The sequence below is a fragment of the Chryseobacterium sp. PvR013 genome, from assembly GCF_017833095.1.
Classification (GTDB): domain Bacteria; phylum Bacteroidota; class Bacteroidia; order Flavobacteriales; family Weeksellaceae; genus Chryseobacterium; species Chryseobacterium culicis_A.
Window position 1 is genome coordinate 5,487,803 of sequence record NZ_JAFIBT010000001.1, and the last position, 15,232, is coordinate 5,503,034.

15 protein-coding genes are annotated in these 15,232 nt (G+C 37.2%); 8 read left to right on the plus strand and 7 right to left on the minus strand.

Annotated elements, in window-relative coordinates; genetic code table 11:
• Positions 1–177 precede the first annotated feature (177 nt).
• Entirely contained in the window at positions 178–669 is a 492-nt protein-coding gene (locus JOE44_RS24880; RefSeq protein ID WP_209788968.1) for a DNA-deoxyinosine glycosylase, read from the plus strand.
• A gap of 564 nt (positions 670–1,233) precedes the next feature.
• Here the strand turns inward: JOE44_RS24880 and JOE44_RS24885 are convergent.
• The 6 genes from JOE44_RS24885 to JOE44_RS24910 all read right to left on the minus strand — a co-directional run bounded on the left by JOE44_RS24885 (position 1,234) and on the right by JOE44_RS24910 (position 7,932).
• Positions 1,234–2,265 (minus strand): aminoglycoside phosphotransferase family protein, encoded by a 1,032-nt coding sequence (locus tag JOE44_RS24885; RefSeq protein WP_209788971.1) that lies wholly within the window; start codon positions 2,263–2,265, stop codon positions 1,234–1,236.
• Positions 2,256–3,170, minus strand: coding sequence for a sugar phosphate nucleotidyltransferase (locus JOE44_RS24890; protein ID WP_209788974.1), 915 nt, complete (start codon positions 3,168–3,170; stop codon positions 2,256–2,258). The genes JOE44_RS24885 and JOE44_RS24890 overlap by 10 nt, the downstream gene beginning before the upstream one ends.
• On the minus strand, positions 3,160–4,557 hold the full coding sequence (locus JOE44_RS24895) for a Gfo/Idh/MocA family oxidoreductase (RefSeq protein WP_209788977.1): 1,398 nt from the start codon (positions 4,555–4,557) through the stop codon (positions 3,160–3,162). Before JOE44_RS24895 ends, JOE44_RS24890 begins: the two co-directional genes overlap by 11 nt.
• 340 nt (positions 4,558–4,897) lie before the next feature.
• Positions 4,898–6,433, minus strand: coding sequence for a hypothetical protein (locus tag JOE44_RS24900; protein WP_209788980.1), 1,536 nt, complete (start codon positions 6,431–6,433; stop codon positions 4,898–4,900).
• 57 nt (positions 6,434–6,490) lie between these two features.
• Positions 6,491–7,183, minus strand: coding sequence for an AIM24 family protein (locus JOE44_RS24905; RefSeq protein WP_105680833.1), 693 nt, complete (start codon positions 7,181–7,183; stop codon positions 6,491–6,493).
• Positions 7,184–7,218: 35 nt separating this feature from the next.
• On the minus strand, positions 7,219–7,932 hold the full coding sequence (locus JOE44_RS24910; RefSeq protein ID WP_209788981.1) for a hypothetical protein: 714 nt from the start codon (positions 7,930–7,932) through the stop codon (positions 7,219–7,221).
• 154 nt (positions 7,933–8,086) lie between these two features.
• On the opposite strand from JOE44_RS24910, the gene queA reads away from it, so the two are divergent.
• The 7 genes from queA to JOE44_RS24945 all read left to right on the plus strand — a co-directional run bounded on the left by queA (position 8,087) and on the right by JOE44_RS24945 (position 14,871).
• On the plus strand, positions 8,087–9,136 hold the full coding sequence (gene queA, locus JOE44_RS24915) for a tRNA preQ1(34) S-adenosylmethionine ribosyltransferase-isomerase QueA (RefSeq protein ID WP_079242405.1): 1,050 nt from the start codon (positions 8,087–8,089) through the stop codon (positions 9,134–9,136).
• 71 nt (positions 9,137–9,207) lie between these two features.
• Positions 9,208–10,242: a 23S rRNA (adenine(2503)-C(2))-methyltransferase RlmN gene (gene rlmN, locus JOE44_RS24920; RefSeq protein WP_209788983.1), complete on the plus strand. Its 1,035-nt coding sequence runs from the start codon at positions 9,208–9,210 to the stop codon at positions 10,240–10,242.
• Positions 10,243–10,316: 74 nt separating this feature from the next.
• Positions 10,317–11,267 carry a sterol desaturase family protein gene (locus tag JOE44_RS24925; RefSeq protein WP_209788985.1) on the plus strand — a complete coding sequence of 317 codons (951 nt, stop codon included), beginning with the start codon at positions 10,317–10,319 and terminating at the stop codon, positions 11,265–11,267.
• Between the two features lie 114 nt (positions 11,268–11,381).
• Positions 11,382–11,813 (plus strand): transposase, encoded by a 432-nt coding sequence (locus JOE44_RS24930; RefSeq protein WP_209784502.1) that lies wholly within the window; start codon positions 11,382–11,384, stop codon positions 11,811–11,813.
• 14 nt (positions 11,814–11,827) lie between these two features.
• Positions 11,828–12,676, plus strand: coding sequence for an IS3 family transposase (locus tag JOE44_RS24935; protein WP_209785203.1), 849 nt, complete (start codon positions 11,828–11,830; stop codon positions 12,674–12,676).
• 235 nt (positions 12,677–12,911) lie between these two features.
• Complete coding sequence (locus tag JOE44_RS24940) at positions 12,912–13,820, plus strand: hypothetical protein (RefSeq protein ID WP_209788987.1); 909 nt, start codon at positions 12,912–12,914, stop codon at positions 13,818–13,820.
• A 73-nt stretch (positions 13,821–13,893) separates the two neighbouring features.
• The gene (locus tag JOE44_RS24945) at positions 13,894–14,871 is read left to right on the plus strand and encodes a polyprenyl synthetase family protein (protein WP_209788989.1); all 978 of its coding nucleotides are present in this window, start codon (positions 13,894–13,896) and stop codon (positions 14,869–14,871) included.
• A gap of 1 nt (position 14,872) precedes the next feature.
• On the opposite strand, the gene JOE44_RS24950 is transcribed toward JOE44_RS24945, so the two are convergent.
• Positions 14,873–15,169 (minus strand): hypothetical protein, encoded by a 297-nt coding sequence (locus JOE44_RS24950; RefSeq protein ID WP_245169862.1) that lies wholly within the window; start codon positions 15,167–15,169, stop codon positions 14,873–14,875.
• Between the last annotated feature and the right edge of the window lie 63 nt (positions 15,170–15,232).

Below are 15,232 nucleotides of genomic sequence, written 5' to 3' on the forward strand. Positions count from 1 at the left end.
TTGGAAGCTGGGAGTAGCTGTTAATCTTAACATTGATAGAGGTTACCATACATTAATGATATCACTGTTTAGAAAGATGAAAATAGGGACAACCGTTTTTTGAAACCTCAATAACTTCCTTCTTCAAGCTTCCAGCTTCCAGCCAGATTAAAATAATTTAAATCTCTATATTTGAATATGCAAAACCGTATTTCTTCATTTCCACCAATCATTGATTATCAGTCTGACATTCTAATTTTAGGATCAATTCCCGGGGTGAAATCATTGGAAAAACAGCAATATTATGCTCATCCTCAAAACAAATTCTGGAAAATCATTTTTGAATTGCTGAACGAAGAATTTACTCATGATTATACTCAAAGAATTGAAACGATACAGAAACATCATATTGCCCTTTGGGATGTCATTGATTCCTGTGAGAGAAAAGGAAGTCTGGATTCCGAAATCAAAAATGAAGAAGCGAATCAGATTGCTGAGCTGTTGGAAGAACATCCAAATGTTAAAGCTATTTTTTGCAATGGAGGAAAATCCTACAAAAATTTACAGAAAGTGCTTGGGAAAAATTATAAGCGACCCATTTTTCTATTGCCTTCTACAAGTCCGCTCCACACTGTTTCCTTTGAAAAGAAACTGGAAGAATGGAAAAGAATTCTGGAGTTTTTGAGATGAGTTTAGTGATTCGGGGTTCGGGTTAGAGGGTTTGAGAGTGGGAGAGTTTGAGTTGTAAGAGCATAAATTCCTGTGGAATAACAAACGGAACGCTTTATCTAGCCGTACACTTTGTCACTCTGTAGGAGTCTCAGCGTTGTACGTGATTTTTTTGGTGACGAATCTTGGATTTTTAAGATAAGTTGCGGGATTCGGGATTCGGGTTTCGGGTTTGAGGGTTTGAGAGTGGGAGAGTTTGAGTTGTAAGAGCATAAATTCCTGTGGAATGACAAACGGAACGCTTTATCTATCCATGCACCTTGCCATTCCGTAGGAATCTCAGCATTGTACATATTTTTTCAGTGACGAATCTTGGATTTTAGGGTAAGTTTCGGGATCTGTGGTTCGGGTTTGAGAGTGGGAGAGTTTGAGTTGTGAGAGCATAGATTCCTACGGAATGACAAACGGAATGCTTTATCTATCCATACACTTTGTCATTCCGCAGAAATCTGTTTTTACTCTATTATTCTCAAACCCTCAAACCCTCAAACCCTCCTACTCTCAAACTTTCTGACTCTCCGACTCTCAAACTCCCAAATATTCTCTCAATCCTTTCAACAGCTCCAGTTGGTTTTTAGTCCGGTCTAAATTATGCTCAGGGTATTTCGTAGAATAATAAACACTTCCATTCAGATAATCGGTTAAAAAACGAAGCTCCTGAATATAAATAGCGACTTGTGCAGCATAATCAAGATTGTCAGATTCTTTGGAAGTCAGTTTTTCCTTGAGATAGAATAAAAAGCCTTTTTTTACAGCCTCATACATTTCAGGATTGAAATTGTTTTGGGCACTTCCGTCATCTTCAGGTGTTGTATTGGTGTAGGACTGGATCATCGTTCCAAAATCATACAAAATAGTCGAAATCATTATGGTATCCAGATCAATTACTGCTAACGGACTGTGACTTTGATCAAAGAGAATGTTACTGATTTTTACATCTGCATGAATGATTCTTTTGGGGATCTGATTGTTTTTTTCCATCTCAATCCATTGATCTGGCAAGGACAGGAGCTGGTTGGTGATTTCTATTTCAGTCTTTGCTTTTTCTCTTAAATGAGGGGCCGCATTTTTTAGTGAGCTTTTATAATCTGCAACTCTCTTCTCAAAATTGAGGAAGTTAGGAAGAGTATCTTCAAGGGCGGGTAATTGTTCAGTATTAACGACGCTAAGGAAATAACTGAAGGTTTTAGCTGCTTCAAAAGCCGTTTGCAAAGAAGGAGCGGTAAGAAAAGTAACACTGTTTTCTATGAAACTTAGCATGCGCCATGGCTGGCCATTTGCATCCTCTACCAGAAGTTTGTGGGTAAGAGAAGGGATAGGCTCAATAATTTGAAACTGATAATTATTCGATAGGAGAACCTCATTAACCATTAAATGATTATTGACGATCACATCAGGCTGTTTAAAGACATGATTGTTAATTTTTTGCAGGATAAACTTCTTCCCCTGATCCTTATCTTCCAGAAGGTAAGTTGTGTTGATCAATCCATCAGTGATAGGAGAGAGTTCATAATTATCCGTACCGATAAATTCAATAACAATATCATTTAGCTCCATAAATCTTCCGGGTATCTGTTGTTGTTGATCTCTGAAGTCAGAAAATCTATAATTTCCTTTTTATCATCAGCGTAGGTAACTCCCATCCATTGAGAAGGAGAGGCTTTTACCTTTACTTTTACTCTGTTTTCATCCATCATTCTCTGTACTGCGGAAGGAATATAAAACTCCTGATTCGGTAAGGGATCAGATTCTATGAAATCATAGAAATAAGCTTCCAGATAACAGAAAATGTGAGGATGGAAAATAAAAAAGTTCATGGATACTAAGGTGTCAGGATCCAATTTTATATTTTCTCCGTTTTCAATGTAAACGATGGAGTTGTTTATTCTTTGAATAGATGTTTGCTCCACTACTTTGATCAGATTATTTTCTGAATCCAGCGTACATATTCCTCTGGCTACAGCTCCGTTTCCACTCAATGTAGTACCTACAGGATAAGCAATCATTCCCAACTGGGTATCTGAAATATGATGATGGTTAATTTCATGGGCAGCCAGCTGATAGGCTTCTTTCCCGTAAAAATCATCCGCATTGATCATCACGAAAGGCTCCTGTATCGAATATTTGGCACAAAGAACGGCATGAGCAGTTCCCCATGGTTTTTCTCGATCAGGATAATCAAAACCTTCCAATGAAATGGGAATACAGTCTATTTCCTGATATACCCAATGCAGTTCAAAATTTTTACTCTTTGAAATGGCATTGAGCCTTTCCATATAATTTTGAGGAATAAGCTTGTTGACGATAATGACTACTTTCTGGAAACCAGCTTCCAATGCGTCAAAGATAGAATACTCCAAAATCGGCGAACCGTTACCGAGTACTCCATCTATCTGTTTGAGACCTTTATATCTGCTGCCTAATCCGCCTGCTAATATGAGTAATGTTTTCTTAGAACTCATCGGTCATTCCAAATACAGGTTTACGGGTTTTCCATTTTCCATTGGTAAAATCAGGAATATCAACCACCTGACCACCTTTGGCAATAGACTCTTCACTCAATGGGGTAATTGAATACCATAAGGCAAGATCATACACATCCATCGGGAATTCAATATTTCGTTTGATACATTCAATAAACGTATTCATGACAAAAAAGTCCATTCCGCCATGTCCTGCTCCGGCAGCAACATTTTCAAACTTCTTCCACATCGGATGATCATATTCTTTCATCCATTTTTCCGTATTGTCCCAACGGTGGGTATGGTTCATTGTTTTTTCAAAATAGATATGTCCCTGGTTGAAATCTCCCCATCCGAAATCCTGCCACAATCCTTCGGTTCCCTGAACTCTGAAACCAAGATCATAAGGTCTCTGTAAGCTTGTATCATGCGTAAGAAGGATAGTTTCTCCGTTGGCACAGGCAATCTGTGTGGTTACCACATCTCCCTGATTGAATTGTACTTTCGCGCTAGGATGGTTTTCTCCACCTTTTGGATGTTCAACAACATATTTATGAAGTCCTACCGCTTTTGATGAGAATGATGACAGTCTTGTTAAACGGTTTCCTCTGTTGATATCCATCATCATGGCAACCGGACCTAATCCATGGGTAGGGTAGAGCTCGCCATTACGTTTTACATAATGTTCTGTTCTCCATTTGGCTTCACTGAATCCTTTTTCTCCAAATTCAGCACCGGAATTGTATGGATTAACTCCGTCATTGAAAAGAACACCTCTCAGATCATGCTGATAGCCGCCTCTTCCGTGTACCAATTCCCCAAACATTCCTTTACGGACCATATTCAGAATGGCCATGATATCTCTGCGGTAACATACATTCTCCATCATGAAGATAGGAACTTTTGTTTCTTCATATACCTTTACAAACTCCCAGCAGTCCTGAAGTTTTATGGCTCCCGAAACTTCCATGCCCACAATTTTTTTAGCGCGCATAGCTTCCACACCTTGTGTAAGATGCCATTCCCAAGGGGTCGCAATAACCACAGCGTCTATTGATTTTAATTTTAAAAGATTTCGATAGTCATATTCCCCGTTGGAAAACTCCTGAGCAGCCGGTTTATTATTGTCTTTTAAGATTTTCTGAGAAGCAGCGAGCATCCTTTTTTCAGGATCTGCAAAGGCTACAATCTCTACATCGTTACGTTTTGCCAGTAATTTTACATGTTCCTGACCACGAAGACCGACACCGATAAACCCGACACGGACTTTTTTATCTGTTTTAAAATCATTTGAATAGGCAAATAAAGAATTGGGTAAAACCAGTGCCCCAAAGCTTGCTAAAGCTGCTGTCTTAAGAAAGTTCCTGCGGGAATTGCTATTGTCCATCTATTTTTTTCTTAAATATATTAAAACTTTTGTAAATCCCGATGGCGTGAGAGATATTAAGTGGGAGGGTTTATGAATTACGGGGTGCGGGGTGCGAGTTAGAAGGTTTTAGAGTAAGAGGGTTTTAGAGTAAAAGCGTTGAAATTGTAAGAGTATAGATTCCTACGGAATGGACAACCTAAGCATTTTATGTATCCGCTCACTTTGTCATTCCGTAGGAAGCTAGATAGTATATATTTATTGCTTGGAAAAGAATTTTAGAGTTTTTGGGATGAAAAGGTTTGTGAGCAGGAGAGTATCTTCATTTACCTTTTGCCTCTTTGCCATTTTATCTAAAAATCTATTGATTGATCCAGGCTTTTCTTAGTGCCAGCTGCTTGGAATCCGGATTGGGGAAAGAGGTTACTTTTCCGGTGGTTTCATCATAATTAAAACCTGCTTTTTCCAGATATTCTTTCAATGGAATAGGTTGGGTGCCTTCTACAAAATCTCTGAAGAAAGTGCGTATTTCAGGATAAGTCATTTTGGTAATCTCATCAAAAAGATGGTCATCATCGAAATATTTACCTTCACCATATTTTTTCATAAGCATCTGCATCAGATCCTGAGTTCCCATTTTTCCATGAGAAAGTTCCCTTAGTCTTATATCCAGACACGCTCCGAGCAATGCTCCTTTCTGGTAGAAATTCATATACTGGTCTTGTCTTTCCATAGAGTTTTTACTCATTTCCGTAAAGGACAGTTTATTGTCAAACTCCTTCATGCCCTGTATTTTTTCTTCCAGACTTTTTTCAAAATCTTCCAGGCTGATCATTTTTTGTTTGATGGGCATGTGTATGGTAGCATATTCTGTCATCCCTTCATATAGCCACAAATGTTTAGACATGACAGGGTTCAGGAAATCATAATGCTGAATTTCTTCTGAATGAATATTGAGAGGAGTAACGATATGAAAAAACTCATGAGAAGCCACTCTGTTTAAAGCATGGGGAAGGAATTTCATACTTCCGGCACGGTACAGACACAGGGTAGAATGAGAATGCTCCAATCCGTCTCCCAAATATCCATTTTCATTTGAAGATTCATAATAGATCAGAAAAGCGTATTTATTGACCGGTAATGTTCCGCCCAGATAGGCTTGCTGATTTTTCAAAATATTCTCTATTTCACGGGCTATTATTTTTGAATAATGACGCTCTTTATCGTTATAAAATGATACGAGTACTTCGGTGTGGCCTATTTTGATCCATGTAGTATCGGGAACGCAGTATAAAACAGGGGAATCTACCAATTGGCGGTAATCTTTAGCCCAAACTATATCGGTGTTTTTATTTTTCTGTTGATAATTCAAAGCAGAAGAAGCATAGAAACCCTTGTTTTTTGTAACCTTAATCTGGTAGGGATTACCTTTCATTTCTTCAAAATATCCCACCAAAGAATTATAATTGATGACAAAGACACTGTCTTTTTTAAACATCGTGCCTGGAGACTTCGCTTCCTGATTATTCTTTTCCAAAGAATCCCATCCATCAGCGACCTGATATGATATTTTCTTTACATTCTTAAGATCATGAACCATCCAGCTGTTTTTATCCAAACGCTCGGTTAAGATTTTTTTTCCGTTTTTATCGGTGGCCGTAAAATCAGAAACATACTGTCCGAAATTCATAGCCTGGTAAAATCCGGGAACCAATTTGGGAATAATAAACTTACCTTGTTTAAGATTATTCTTTGGAGGTGAAAATGAAACCCGGACTTCATCATTAGACAGGTGAAGCAGATCTATATGGTATTCGTAATTTTTCTTTGTTTTTTGGGCAATCATTACATTAGGAAGTAGAATGATCACGAAAAATAGTTTTATAAGGGTATTCACTGGATGCAATTTTAATGATTACGAAAATTCTAAATCACTTCTTAAGGATTGTTTGTTTTATTTTTCCATATAATACACCTCTTCATAAGGCTGAATCAGTACCCATCCGTGTCCTGAAAACTTCATCTGGAATTCTTCTCCGCTTCCTCTGCCAATAAGACTTTTGAGAGAAACGTTGGTTTTCAGTTCCGGGCTTAGATTTCCGGACCATGCAACAGTGGCATTAGGATCAGTGAAGACTGGGGTATCGGGAGTTACCAATAAAGTCAGCGGATCTCCATGAGTGGTAATGGCAATATGTCCTGTACCTGAAAGCTTTACCTGGAAAAGACCTCCGGACATCATTCCTGCAATGCTTTTCAGCATGGTGATATCACTTTTTACGCTTTGTTCGTGGGCAAGAACGTCATTTCCGTTTACACAAACTGATTCATTATTCAGATAAAGAATACGGACTTTCTTTCCGGAATCGGCTACATATAATTTTCCGGTTCCTTCTGCTTTCATGAGTTTGCTTCCTTCACCACTGATTGCTTTTTTCAAAAGATTTCCAATTCCTCCAGCCAGCATTCCCTGTCTTTCAAAATTGATATTACCCACATAACTTACCATACTTCCTTTTTTTGTCCATACCGCCTGATTATTAAGGTTGATTTCAAGAAGGTGTTTTGTTTCCAGTTCAAAATAATCTCTTTGCTGCGGATTCTCTTTTGTCTCGTTGATAAATGCTTCTATTGAATATTTACTCATTATAATATTTTTAATGTGTTGTTTTTACTATGTTATTATCTTAGTTTGTCGAGTTTATATTCCCGTTTGTTACTTTTAGGATTCAGATCTACAAATTCATAGTCTTCAAAACGGGCAAGCTTGGCATTAAATATTTCTGCCGCTTTTTCTAATGACCAGGTTTTGGGATAATGAAAACCTTCGAACTCAGCATTGAAGATTTGTGCTTTGAAATCATGAGAAAACTCCTCATCACCCGCGTAGGTCAATGCTATTTTACCTGTCCATGTGATATCATATTGATGGTCACCTGTTTTTAAGAACCGGATGTGATGACCTGCACAGCTGTCATGTCCCAGCAGATAAATATTGAAGGCAAGATTGTCGTCATCAAAATGTTTTTCAGACGGCAAATCATTGCTGAAAAGATCATTTTTAATAACAGTATCGAAATCCAGTTTTTCACCGGGTTTATCAATTCTGATTCCTTTCTCTTCACCCCAATAATTTGACGATAATATGCAGGCGTGATAATTTCCCAACACTATTTTGGAGTCCCAGTCAGACAAATCTTCATTTTCTTCCTCACTGTTTTCCTCATCATCGGCATAATAATTTTCAGTTTTTAGATGAAAATCAAACCAGATAGATCCATACTCATCAATCCTTCCGCTCCAGCTGAATGTTTCAATTTTATGACCATTGGGATACGGATTATCAATGAAGTATATTTTACTTACAGATTCCATATTGAATTTTAATTTTCTCAAAAATACTATTTTTAAGCCTTTAAAAACCCCGTAAAATCACGGTTTTATATTTGATTGTAAATAATACTTGACAAAGGGGTATTCAATGTCGTATATTTGCACTCCGAAAATTACACCTTGTAATTTCAATAATTTTTAAACCGTAATTTAAAAAATGAAAACATCAGATTTTAATTTTGATCTTCCTGCGGAATTATTAGCAGAACATCCATCAGAGCACAGAGACGAAGCTAGATTAATGGTACTTGATAGAAAAACACAAACTATCGAGCACAAATTATTCAAAGATGTAGTGGATTATTTTGATGAAGAAGATTTGTTCATCTTCAACAATACTAAAGTTTTCCCTGCACGTCTTTACGGAAATAAAGAAAAAACAGGTGCTAAAATTGAAGTTTTCTTATTAAGAGAACTTGATAAAGAAACCAGAGTTTGGGACGTTTTGGTAGATCCTGCGAGAAAAATCAGAATTGGTAACAAATTATTCTTCACAGAAGATGAGTCTTTGGTAGCTGAAGTTATTGATAACACGACTTCAAGAGGAAGAACATTAAGATTCTTATTCGACGGTTCTTACGACGAATTCAGAACGAAACTAAAAGAATTGGGAGAAACTCCGCTTCCAAAATATATCAAAAGAGCAGTAGAGCCGGAAGATGCAGAAAGATATCAGACGATCTATGCTAAAGTAGAAGGAGCGGTGGCTGCACCTACAGCTGGTCTTCACTTCTCTAAACATTTGATGAAGAGATTAGAGATCAAAGGAATCAATTTTGCTGAAGTTACCCTTCACGTAGGATTAGGAACATTCAACCCAATTGAGGTAGAAGATCTTTCTAAGCACAAAATGGAGTCTGAAGAGATCATCATTGATGAGAAAAATGCTGCGATTATCAACAAAGCAGTAGAAACTCACAGAAGAGTTTGTGCAGTAGGTACTACTACTATGAGAGCATTGGAAACTTCTGTTTCTTCAAACAAAAAAATCTCTGCTTTCAACGGATGGACTAATAAATTCATTTATCCACCTCACGATTTCGGAGTTGCGAACTCAATGATCACCAACTTCCACACACCGAAGTCTACTTTGATTATGATGATTGCTGCATTTGCAGGAAGAGATTTCATCATGCATGCTTATGAAGAAGCCGTAAAAGAAAAGTATAAATTCTATTCTTACGGTGATGCAATGTTAATTCTTTAAAAAAGATAATAGGTAAAAGGTGGCAGGTAGTAGTTATCTGCCACCTGCCACCTATAATCTACAACCTTACAATGAAAGATATCCGTATATTATCATTAGACCAGCTTAAAGACTATTTCGTATCTTTAGGAGAGAAACCGTTTCGTGCGAAACAGGTCTATGACTGGTTATGGAGTAAAAACCTCCATTCGATTGACGAAATGACGAATCTTTCCAAATCACTGCGTGAGAGAATTTCGGAAGAATATACCATTAATCCTGTTTCCGTAGACCTTCTTCAAAAAAGCTCTGACGGAACCATCAAAAACGGAGTGAAACTTCATGATGGGCTGATGGTGGAATCTGTTCTTATTCCTACAGAAACAAGAACAACAGCCTGTGTATCTTCTCAGGTAGGATGCTCATTAAACTGCGAATTCTGCGCTACAGCAAGACTGAAAAGGATGAGAAACCTTGAAGTAGCTGAGATTGTAGATCAGGTAGCCCTGATTGACAGCCAGAGCAGAATGTATTTCGACAGACCACTTTCCAATATCGTATTTATGGGTATGGGAGAGCCTATGATGAATTACAAAAACGTAGTGGAAGCTATCAAAAAAATTACCCAGCCGGAAGGATTGGGAATGTCTCCAAGAAGAATTACCGTTTCTACATCCGGTATTCCTAAAATGATCAAAATGCTTGCAGATGATGAATTACGTGTGAAGCTTGCTTTATCTCTTCACTCCGCTATTGAATCAAAGCGTAATGAGATCATGCCTTTCTCTGATAAATTCCCGTTAACGGATATTATGGAAGCGCTTCAGTACTGGTATCAAAAGACAGGTTCTGTCATTACTTTTGAATACTGTGTCTGGAAAGGAATCAATGATGGGGATGAAGATATCAAAGCTTTAATCAAATACTGCAAACAGTTACCTTCAAAAGTAAACCTTATTCAATACAATCCGATCGGGGATGGAAAATATGATCAGTGCAACAAACAGGCAGAAGAAAATTATATCCGACAGCTTGAAAATGCAGGGGTTACTGTAATGGTCAGAAGAAGCCGTGGAGGTGATATTGATGCAGCTTGCGGACAGTTGGCCAACAAAACAACAGATTAAAATTTCCTTAAAAAAAGCCTAAGGTTTTCTTAAAACATAGGCTAAAACCCTACCTTTGCACAAATTATTTTGTGATGATGGATTTTTTAATGAGCGAGGATGGGCTGGAAAATGTGTATGCATGGGCTATCCCGCTGCATGCTACTGTTATTTTAGCTGAAATGATTTACAGTCACGTTTCAGAAGCTAAGCTCTATAGTGGAAAAGATCTGGCTACCAATGTTTATCTGGCATTGATGAATTTTGGTCTTGACCTTATCATGAAGGCATTTGCCATGGGCGTAATGTTTTTCTTTTACAATCACAGACTTCTTTCATGGGATCTTAGTATATGGTATCTGCTGGCATGCTTTATCATCACAGATTTTGCCTATTATGTGCTGCATTATGTGGATCACCGTTCCAGAGCATTCTGGGCAGTTCATATTACGCACCACAGTTCAGAATATTTTAACCTTACCACAGGATTCAGAAGCCCTGTACTACAGCCGCTTTACAGATATTTGTATTTTTCACCACTCGCATTTTTAGGATTTAATCCATGGCATATTATGGTGGCATACGCTATTGGGCAGGTGTACGGGACGTGGGTGCATACACAGACCGTGAAGAAAATGGGATTTTTAGAATATATCCTGGTGACTCCTTCTCACCATCGTGTACATCATGCATGCAATGTAAAATATCTGGATAAAAATATGGGGATGTGTCTGATTATTTGGGATAAAATATTCGGAACCTTTCAGAAAGAAGATCCCAATATTCCTGTAAAATACGGAATATATCCTAAAATGCCCGATAACAGACCGGATACGGTTCTTTTTTATGAATGGAGAAAAATCTGGAAAGATCTGAAGCAGCCGGGATTAAAATTCACAGACAGAATTAATTATATTTTCAATTCACCGGGATGGAGACATGACGGAACCGGAAAAACAGTAAAGCAATACCAGAAAGAGTATTTTGCAAAACAGGCTAAAAAGAAAGAACAACAGCTAAATCAGAAAGAGCAGAAATCTGCTTAACTTTTGATTTAAAATCAATAGAAATCTAAGGGAAAAGCGGGCTATTTTAGTCCGCTTTTCTATTTTAGGAAGATGTCTCGTCCTAACATAGCGTTACACAAAAAAAGTAATTTTATGGAATCATTTCACAATCAGTATGTAAAACGTAGCCAAAAGGATTACAGCGTCTCCTTTAAATTGGCGGTAGTAAAAGAAGTAGAGAGTGGCAGTATTGGCAATCGTGCAGCAATGCGTAAGTATGGTATTCAAGGTCACGGCACTATAACGGAATGGCGAAGAAAATATGGTACCTTTGATATAGACAACCGCTCCCAACATAAAGCTATGCAAACACCTGAACAAAAGATTAAAGAGCTGGAAGAGAAGTTAAAACGTCTGGAACGTCATAACGAATATCTTGAAACCCGTTTAACGGAATCGGAAGACAAAGCCGCTATTTTGGATAAATTGATAGACCTGGCGGAGGAAGAATATTTGATTCCGGTAAGAAAAAACTCCTTTCCCGATCAATCCAGCATCTCAGCAAAGAAACAAAAAAAACGATAAGTTATCTTTGTAGATTGGTCGGGATCAACCGACAGCACTATTATCGAAGCTTTTGGCTTAGAGATCAAAAACAAGCCCGGGCTGACCAAGTGATTACACTGGTCAATAACCTGCGTTTGATGATGCCTCGTGTGGGTACAAGAAAGATCTATCATATGCTGGCGGACTCTCTGCATACATTACATGTGGGACGAGATAAACTTTTCAGCATACTCAGAGCCAATCATATGCTCATAAAACCCAAAAGAAACTATCGAATAACCACCAATTCCCATCATCGATTCAGAAAGCATAAGAATCTAATAGAAAATATGCCATTGGAACAGCCGGAACAAGTATGGGTTTCAGATATCACTTATATTGGAGGGCGAGACAGGAATTGCTATCTGGCTTTGGTTACAGATGCTTATTCTAAGAAAATAATGGGATATGACCTTTCTAATAGTTTGGCAACTGAGGGATCTCTGCGGGCCCTGAATATGGCTATAAAGAGAAGAAATTATAAAAAAAGCTTAATTCATCATTCCGACAGAGGGTTACAATATTGCAGTCATGTTTATCAAAAAATATTGAAAAAGAAAAATATCAGACCCTCAATGACTGAAAGCTATGATCCTTATGCAAATGCTATTGCAGAAAGAGTAAACGGAATACTCAAGCAAGAGTTCTTATTAGAAGATTATCAGGTAAATATACAGACAATGAAGCTATTGGTAGAAGATGCAGTTCACATTTATAATACCAAAAGACCACATTGGTCGTGTTATATGAAAACACCGGAGCAGATGCACAAACAAAATAGTGTAAAAATAAGAACGTATAAAAACAAATATAGTTGTCGGGAAAACCCAACAACTATATAATAAATATTAGTATTTTTATCCTATTAATATGTAACGCTTATTTAGGACTAGTCAAGATGATAGCAAAAGTTGAAAGTAACAGATAAAAGATAACAGATAAAAGAGCCAAGTAATTTGCAAATGAACCATTTCATCCTCAAAATCTCAAAATCACATCCCGAAATCTCTCATACTCACTCTCAAGCCCTCTAGCTCTCCAATTCACTAGCTCACAATAAAACCCTATTTTTGTCCTATGAAAAAATTTCTTCTGATTGTTGCTCTTTTTGTCTTCCAGTCTGCATTTTCACAGCGGACTGACTTTCTGAAAATAAAAAAATACAGAGTAGGTTATCTTGATGATAAAATTGAGGAAACCTCAGGACTGAATATTTTAAATGGAAAGCTGTACACATTCAATGATAGTGGAAATGCTGCTGAACTTTTTGAAATTGATAAAAAAAGTGGCGAAATTATCAGAACACTGAAAACCAATGTAATCAATACAGACTGGGAGGCTTTGGCCAATGATGGGAAAAATTTTTATATCGGAGATTTCGGAAATAATGCGGGAACCAGGAAAGATCTGATGATCTATAAAGTTCCTTACGGACGTATTGATACAGCTAATACCATTAAAATTCCCGGTTCAGAAAGAGCTTTGGATGGAACAAGAATTCTTTTTTATTATCCGGAACAGACTGATTTTACCTCTAAAAATACAAAAAATGATTTCGATGCAGAAGCCATGATCTATTTAAATGGAAAGCTGCATGTATTTACCAAAGAATGGGCTTCAAAAGCAACCTCACACTATATCGTAGATCCTGAAATTTCAGAACTGCAAAAGGCAGAAAAAATAGAAGTCTATACTACAGGTTTTGTGGTTACAGATGCCTCTTATTTTGATAAAAAGCTTTATTTAATAGGATATACCAAGAAAACAGAAGTCTTTTTAGACATCTTTACAGAGACGGAGCCCGGGATATTTTTTAAAGAAAAACCCAAACATTATTACCTTGGAACAGCACTTTCCCTGTCACAGATTGAAGGAATAAGTGTAGATGAAACAGGAATGTATATCTCCGGAGAAAAGTTCAGATCTCCGTTGGGAACTACAAAACCCTCTTTTTATTTTATTCCGAAAGATCAACTCAAAGATTAATTTTATCTTAAAATTGAGCGAAAAAAATTATCTTTGTGAGAATTAATAATTATTCACCCAGCATTCGCAGATTGTGGCAAATACAGTAGAAGAGATTAAACGACCGATCAATGATGAAATGAAACTTTTTGAACAGAAGTTTTATGAATCAATGCAGAGTAAAGTAGCTTTATTAGATAAAGTAACCCGTTTTATTGTTACCACCAAAGGAAAGCAGATGCGTCCTATGTTTGTGTTTCTTTGTGCCAAACTGGTGGGTGAAGTGACGGAAAAAACCTATCGTGGTGCTTCTATGATTGAGCTGATCCACACCGCTACTCTGGTACATGATGATGTGGTGGATGAAAGCTTTAAACGTCGTAATTTCTTTTCAATCAATGCACTGTGGAAAAATAAGATTGCGGTTTTGGTGGGAGATTATCTTTTATCAAAATCGGTTTTACTATCTACAGACCATAAAGATTATGACCTGCTTGGAGTGATTTCCAGAACGATCCGTGAAATGTCCGAAGGAGAACTTCTTCAGCTGGAAAAGGCCAGAAAGCTGGATATCACTGAAGATGTGTATTATGAAATTATCCGCCAGAAAACAGCGACGCTGATTGCAGCATGCTGTGAAATAGGTGTTCTTTCCAACAATGCAGATGAGGCTCTTGCCAAAAAAATGATGGATTTTGGAACCTTTACCGGGATGGCATTTCAGATCAAAGATGATCTTTTTGATTATTTAAGTTCAAACGTGATTGGTAAGCCGGTAGGAATTGATATTAAAGAACAGAAGATGACTCTTCCTTTAATTCATACCCTGAAAGTAGCCAGCGAAAAGGATAGAAAGTACTATTTCGATACCATAAAACGTTATAATAACAATCCCAAACGTGTAAAAGAGCTTATAGAATTTGTTAAAAGCTCCGGTGGGTTGGAATATGCCATTACGGTCATGAAAGATTTCCAGCAGAAAGCGAAAAACATTCTGAATGAATTTCCGGATTCTGAAGCAAGAAAATCGTTACATATTATGCTGGATTATGTAATTGAGCGAAAATTTTAAATTAAATAATTTTTAGGGTTACAATAATAACAGCTAGAACTATACAAAATAAAGCGATTAAAAATAAATAATCCGCAATATTCTCAAACGTGTATTCCCGCTTTGTATTTCTTGTTCTGATCGCCAGAAAAGAAAAGAAGCAGCTGCAGGCAAAAAGAATACAGGCAAATCCTGCAAATTCATCCAAATACGTACTCTGACTGATCTTAGAGATTTTCAATGAGGTAATAATAATCAACGAAAACCCTAAAAGATTGCTTGAAGCATTCAAAATGTGAGGTGACTTTTTCTCCATCATTTACAATTTTTTTCAAAATAAAGCACAATTTTTTTTATTATCAAATTTTTAAAAAAGATTATT

Bases quoted from the DNA above. Each gene is read 5' to 3' on its own strand.
- JOE44_RS24880 (WP_209788968.1), top strand. From the start codon at position 178: ATGCAAAACCGTATTTCTTCATTTCCACCAATCATTGATTATCAGTCT.
- JOE44_RS24885 (WP_209788971.1), bottom strand. From the start codon at position 2,265: ATGGAGCTAAATGATATTGTTATTGAATTTATCGGTACGGATAATTAT.
- JOE44_RS24890 (WP_209788974.1), bottom strand. From the start codon at position 3,170: ATGAGTTCTAAGAAAACATTACTCATATTAGCAGGCGGATTAGGCAGC.
- JOE44_RS24895 (WP_209788977.1), bottom strand. From the start codon at position 4,557: ATGGACAATAGCAATTCCCGCAGGAACTTTCTTAAGACAGCAGCTTTA.
- JOE44_RS24905 (WP_105680833.1), bottom strand. From the start codon at position 7,183: ATGAGTAAATATTCAATAGAAGCATTTATCAACGAGACAAAAGAGAAT.
- queA (WP_079242405.1), top strand. From the start codon at position 8,087: ATGAAAACATCAGATTTTAATTTTGATCTTCCTGCGGAATTATTAGCA.
- rlmN (WP_209788983.1), top strand. From the start codon at position 9,208: ATGAAAGATATCCGTATATTATCATTAGACCAGCTTAAAGACTATTTC.
- JOE44_RS24925 (WP_209788985.1), top strand. From the start codon at position 10,317: ATGATGGATTTTTTAATGAGCGAGGATGGGCTGGAAAATGTGTATGCA.
- JOE44_RS24930 (WP_209784502.1), top strand. From the start codon at position 11,382: ATGGAATCATTTCACAATCAGTATGTAAAACGTAGCCAAAAGGATTAC.
- JOE44_RS24940 (WP_209788987.1), top strand. From the start codon at position 12,912: ATGAAAAAATTTCTTCTGATTGTTGCTCTTTTTGTCTTCCAGTCTGCA.
- JOE44_RS24950 (WP_245169862.1), bottom strand. From the start codon at position 15,169: ATGATGGAGAAAAAGTCACCTCACATTTTGAATGCTTCAAGCAATCTT.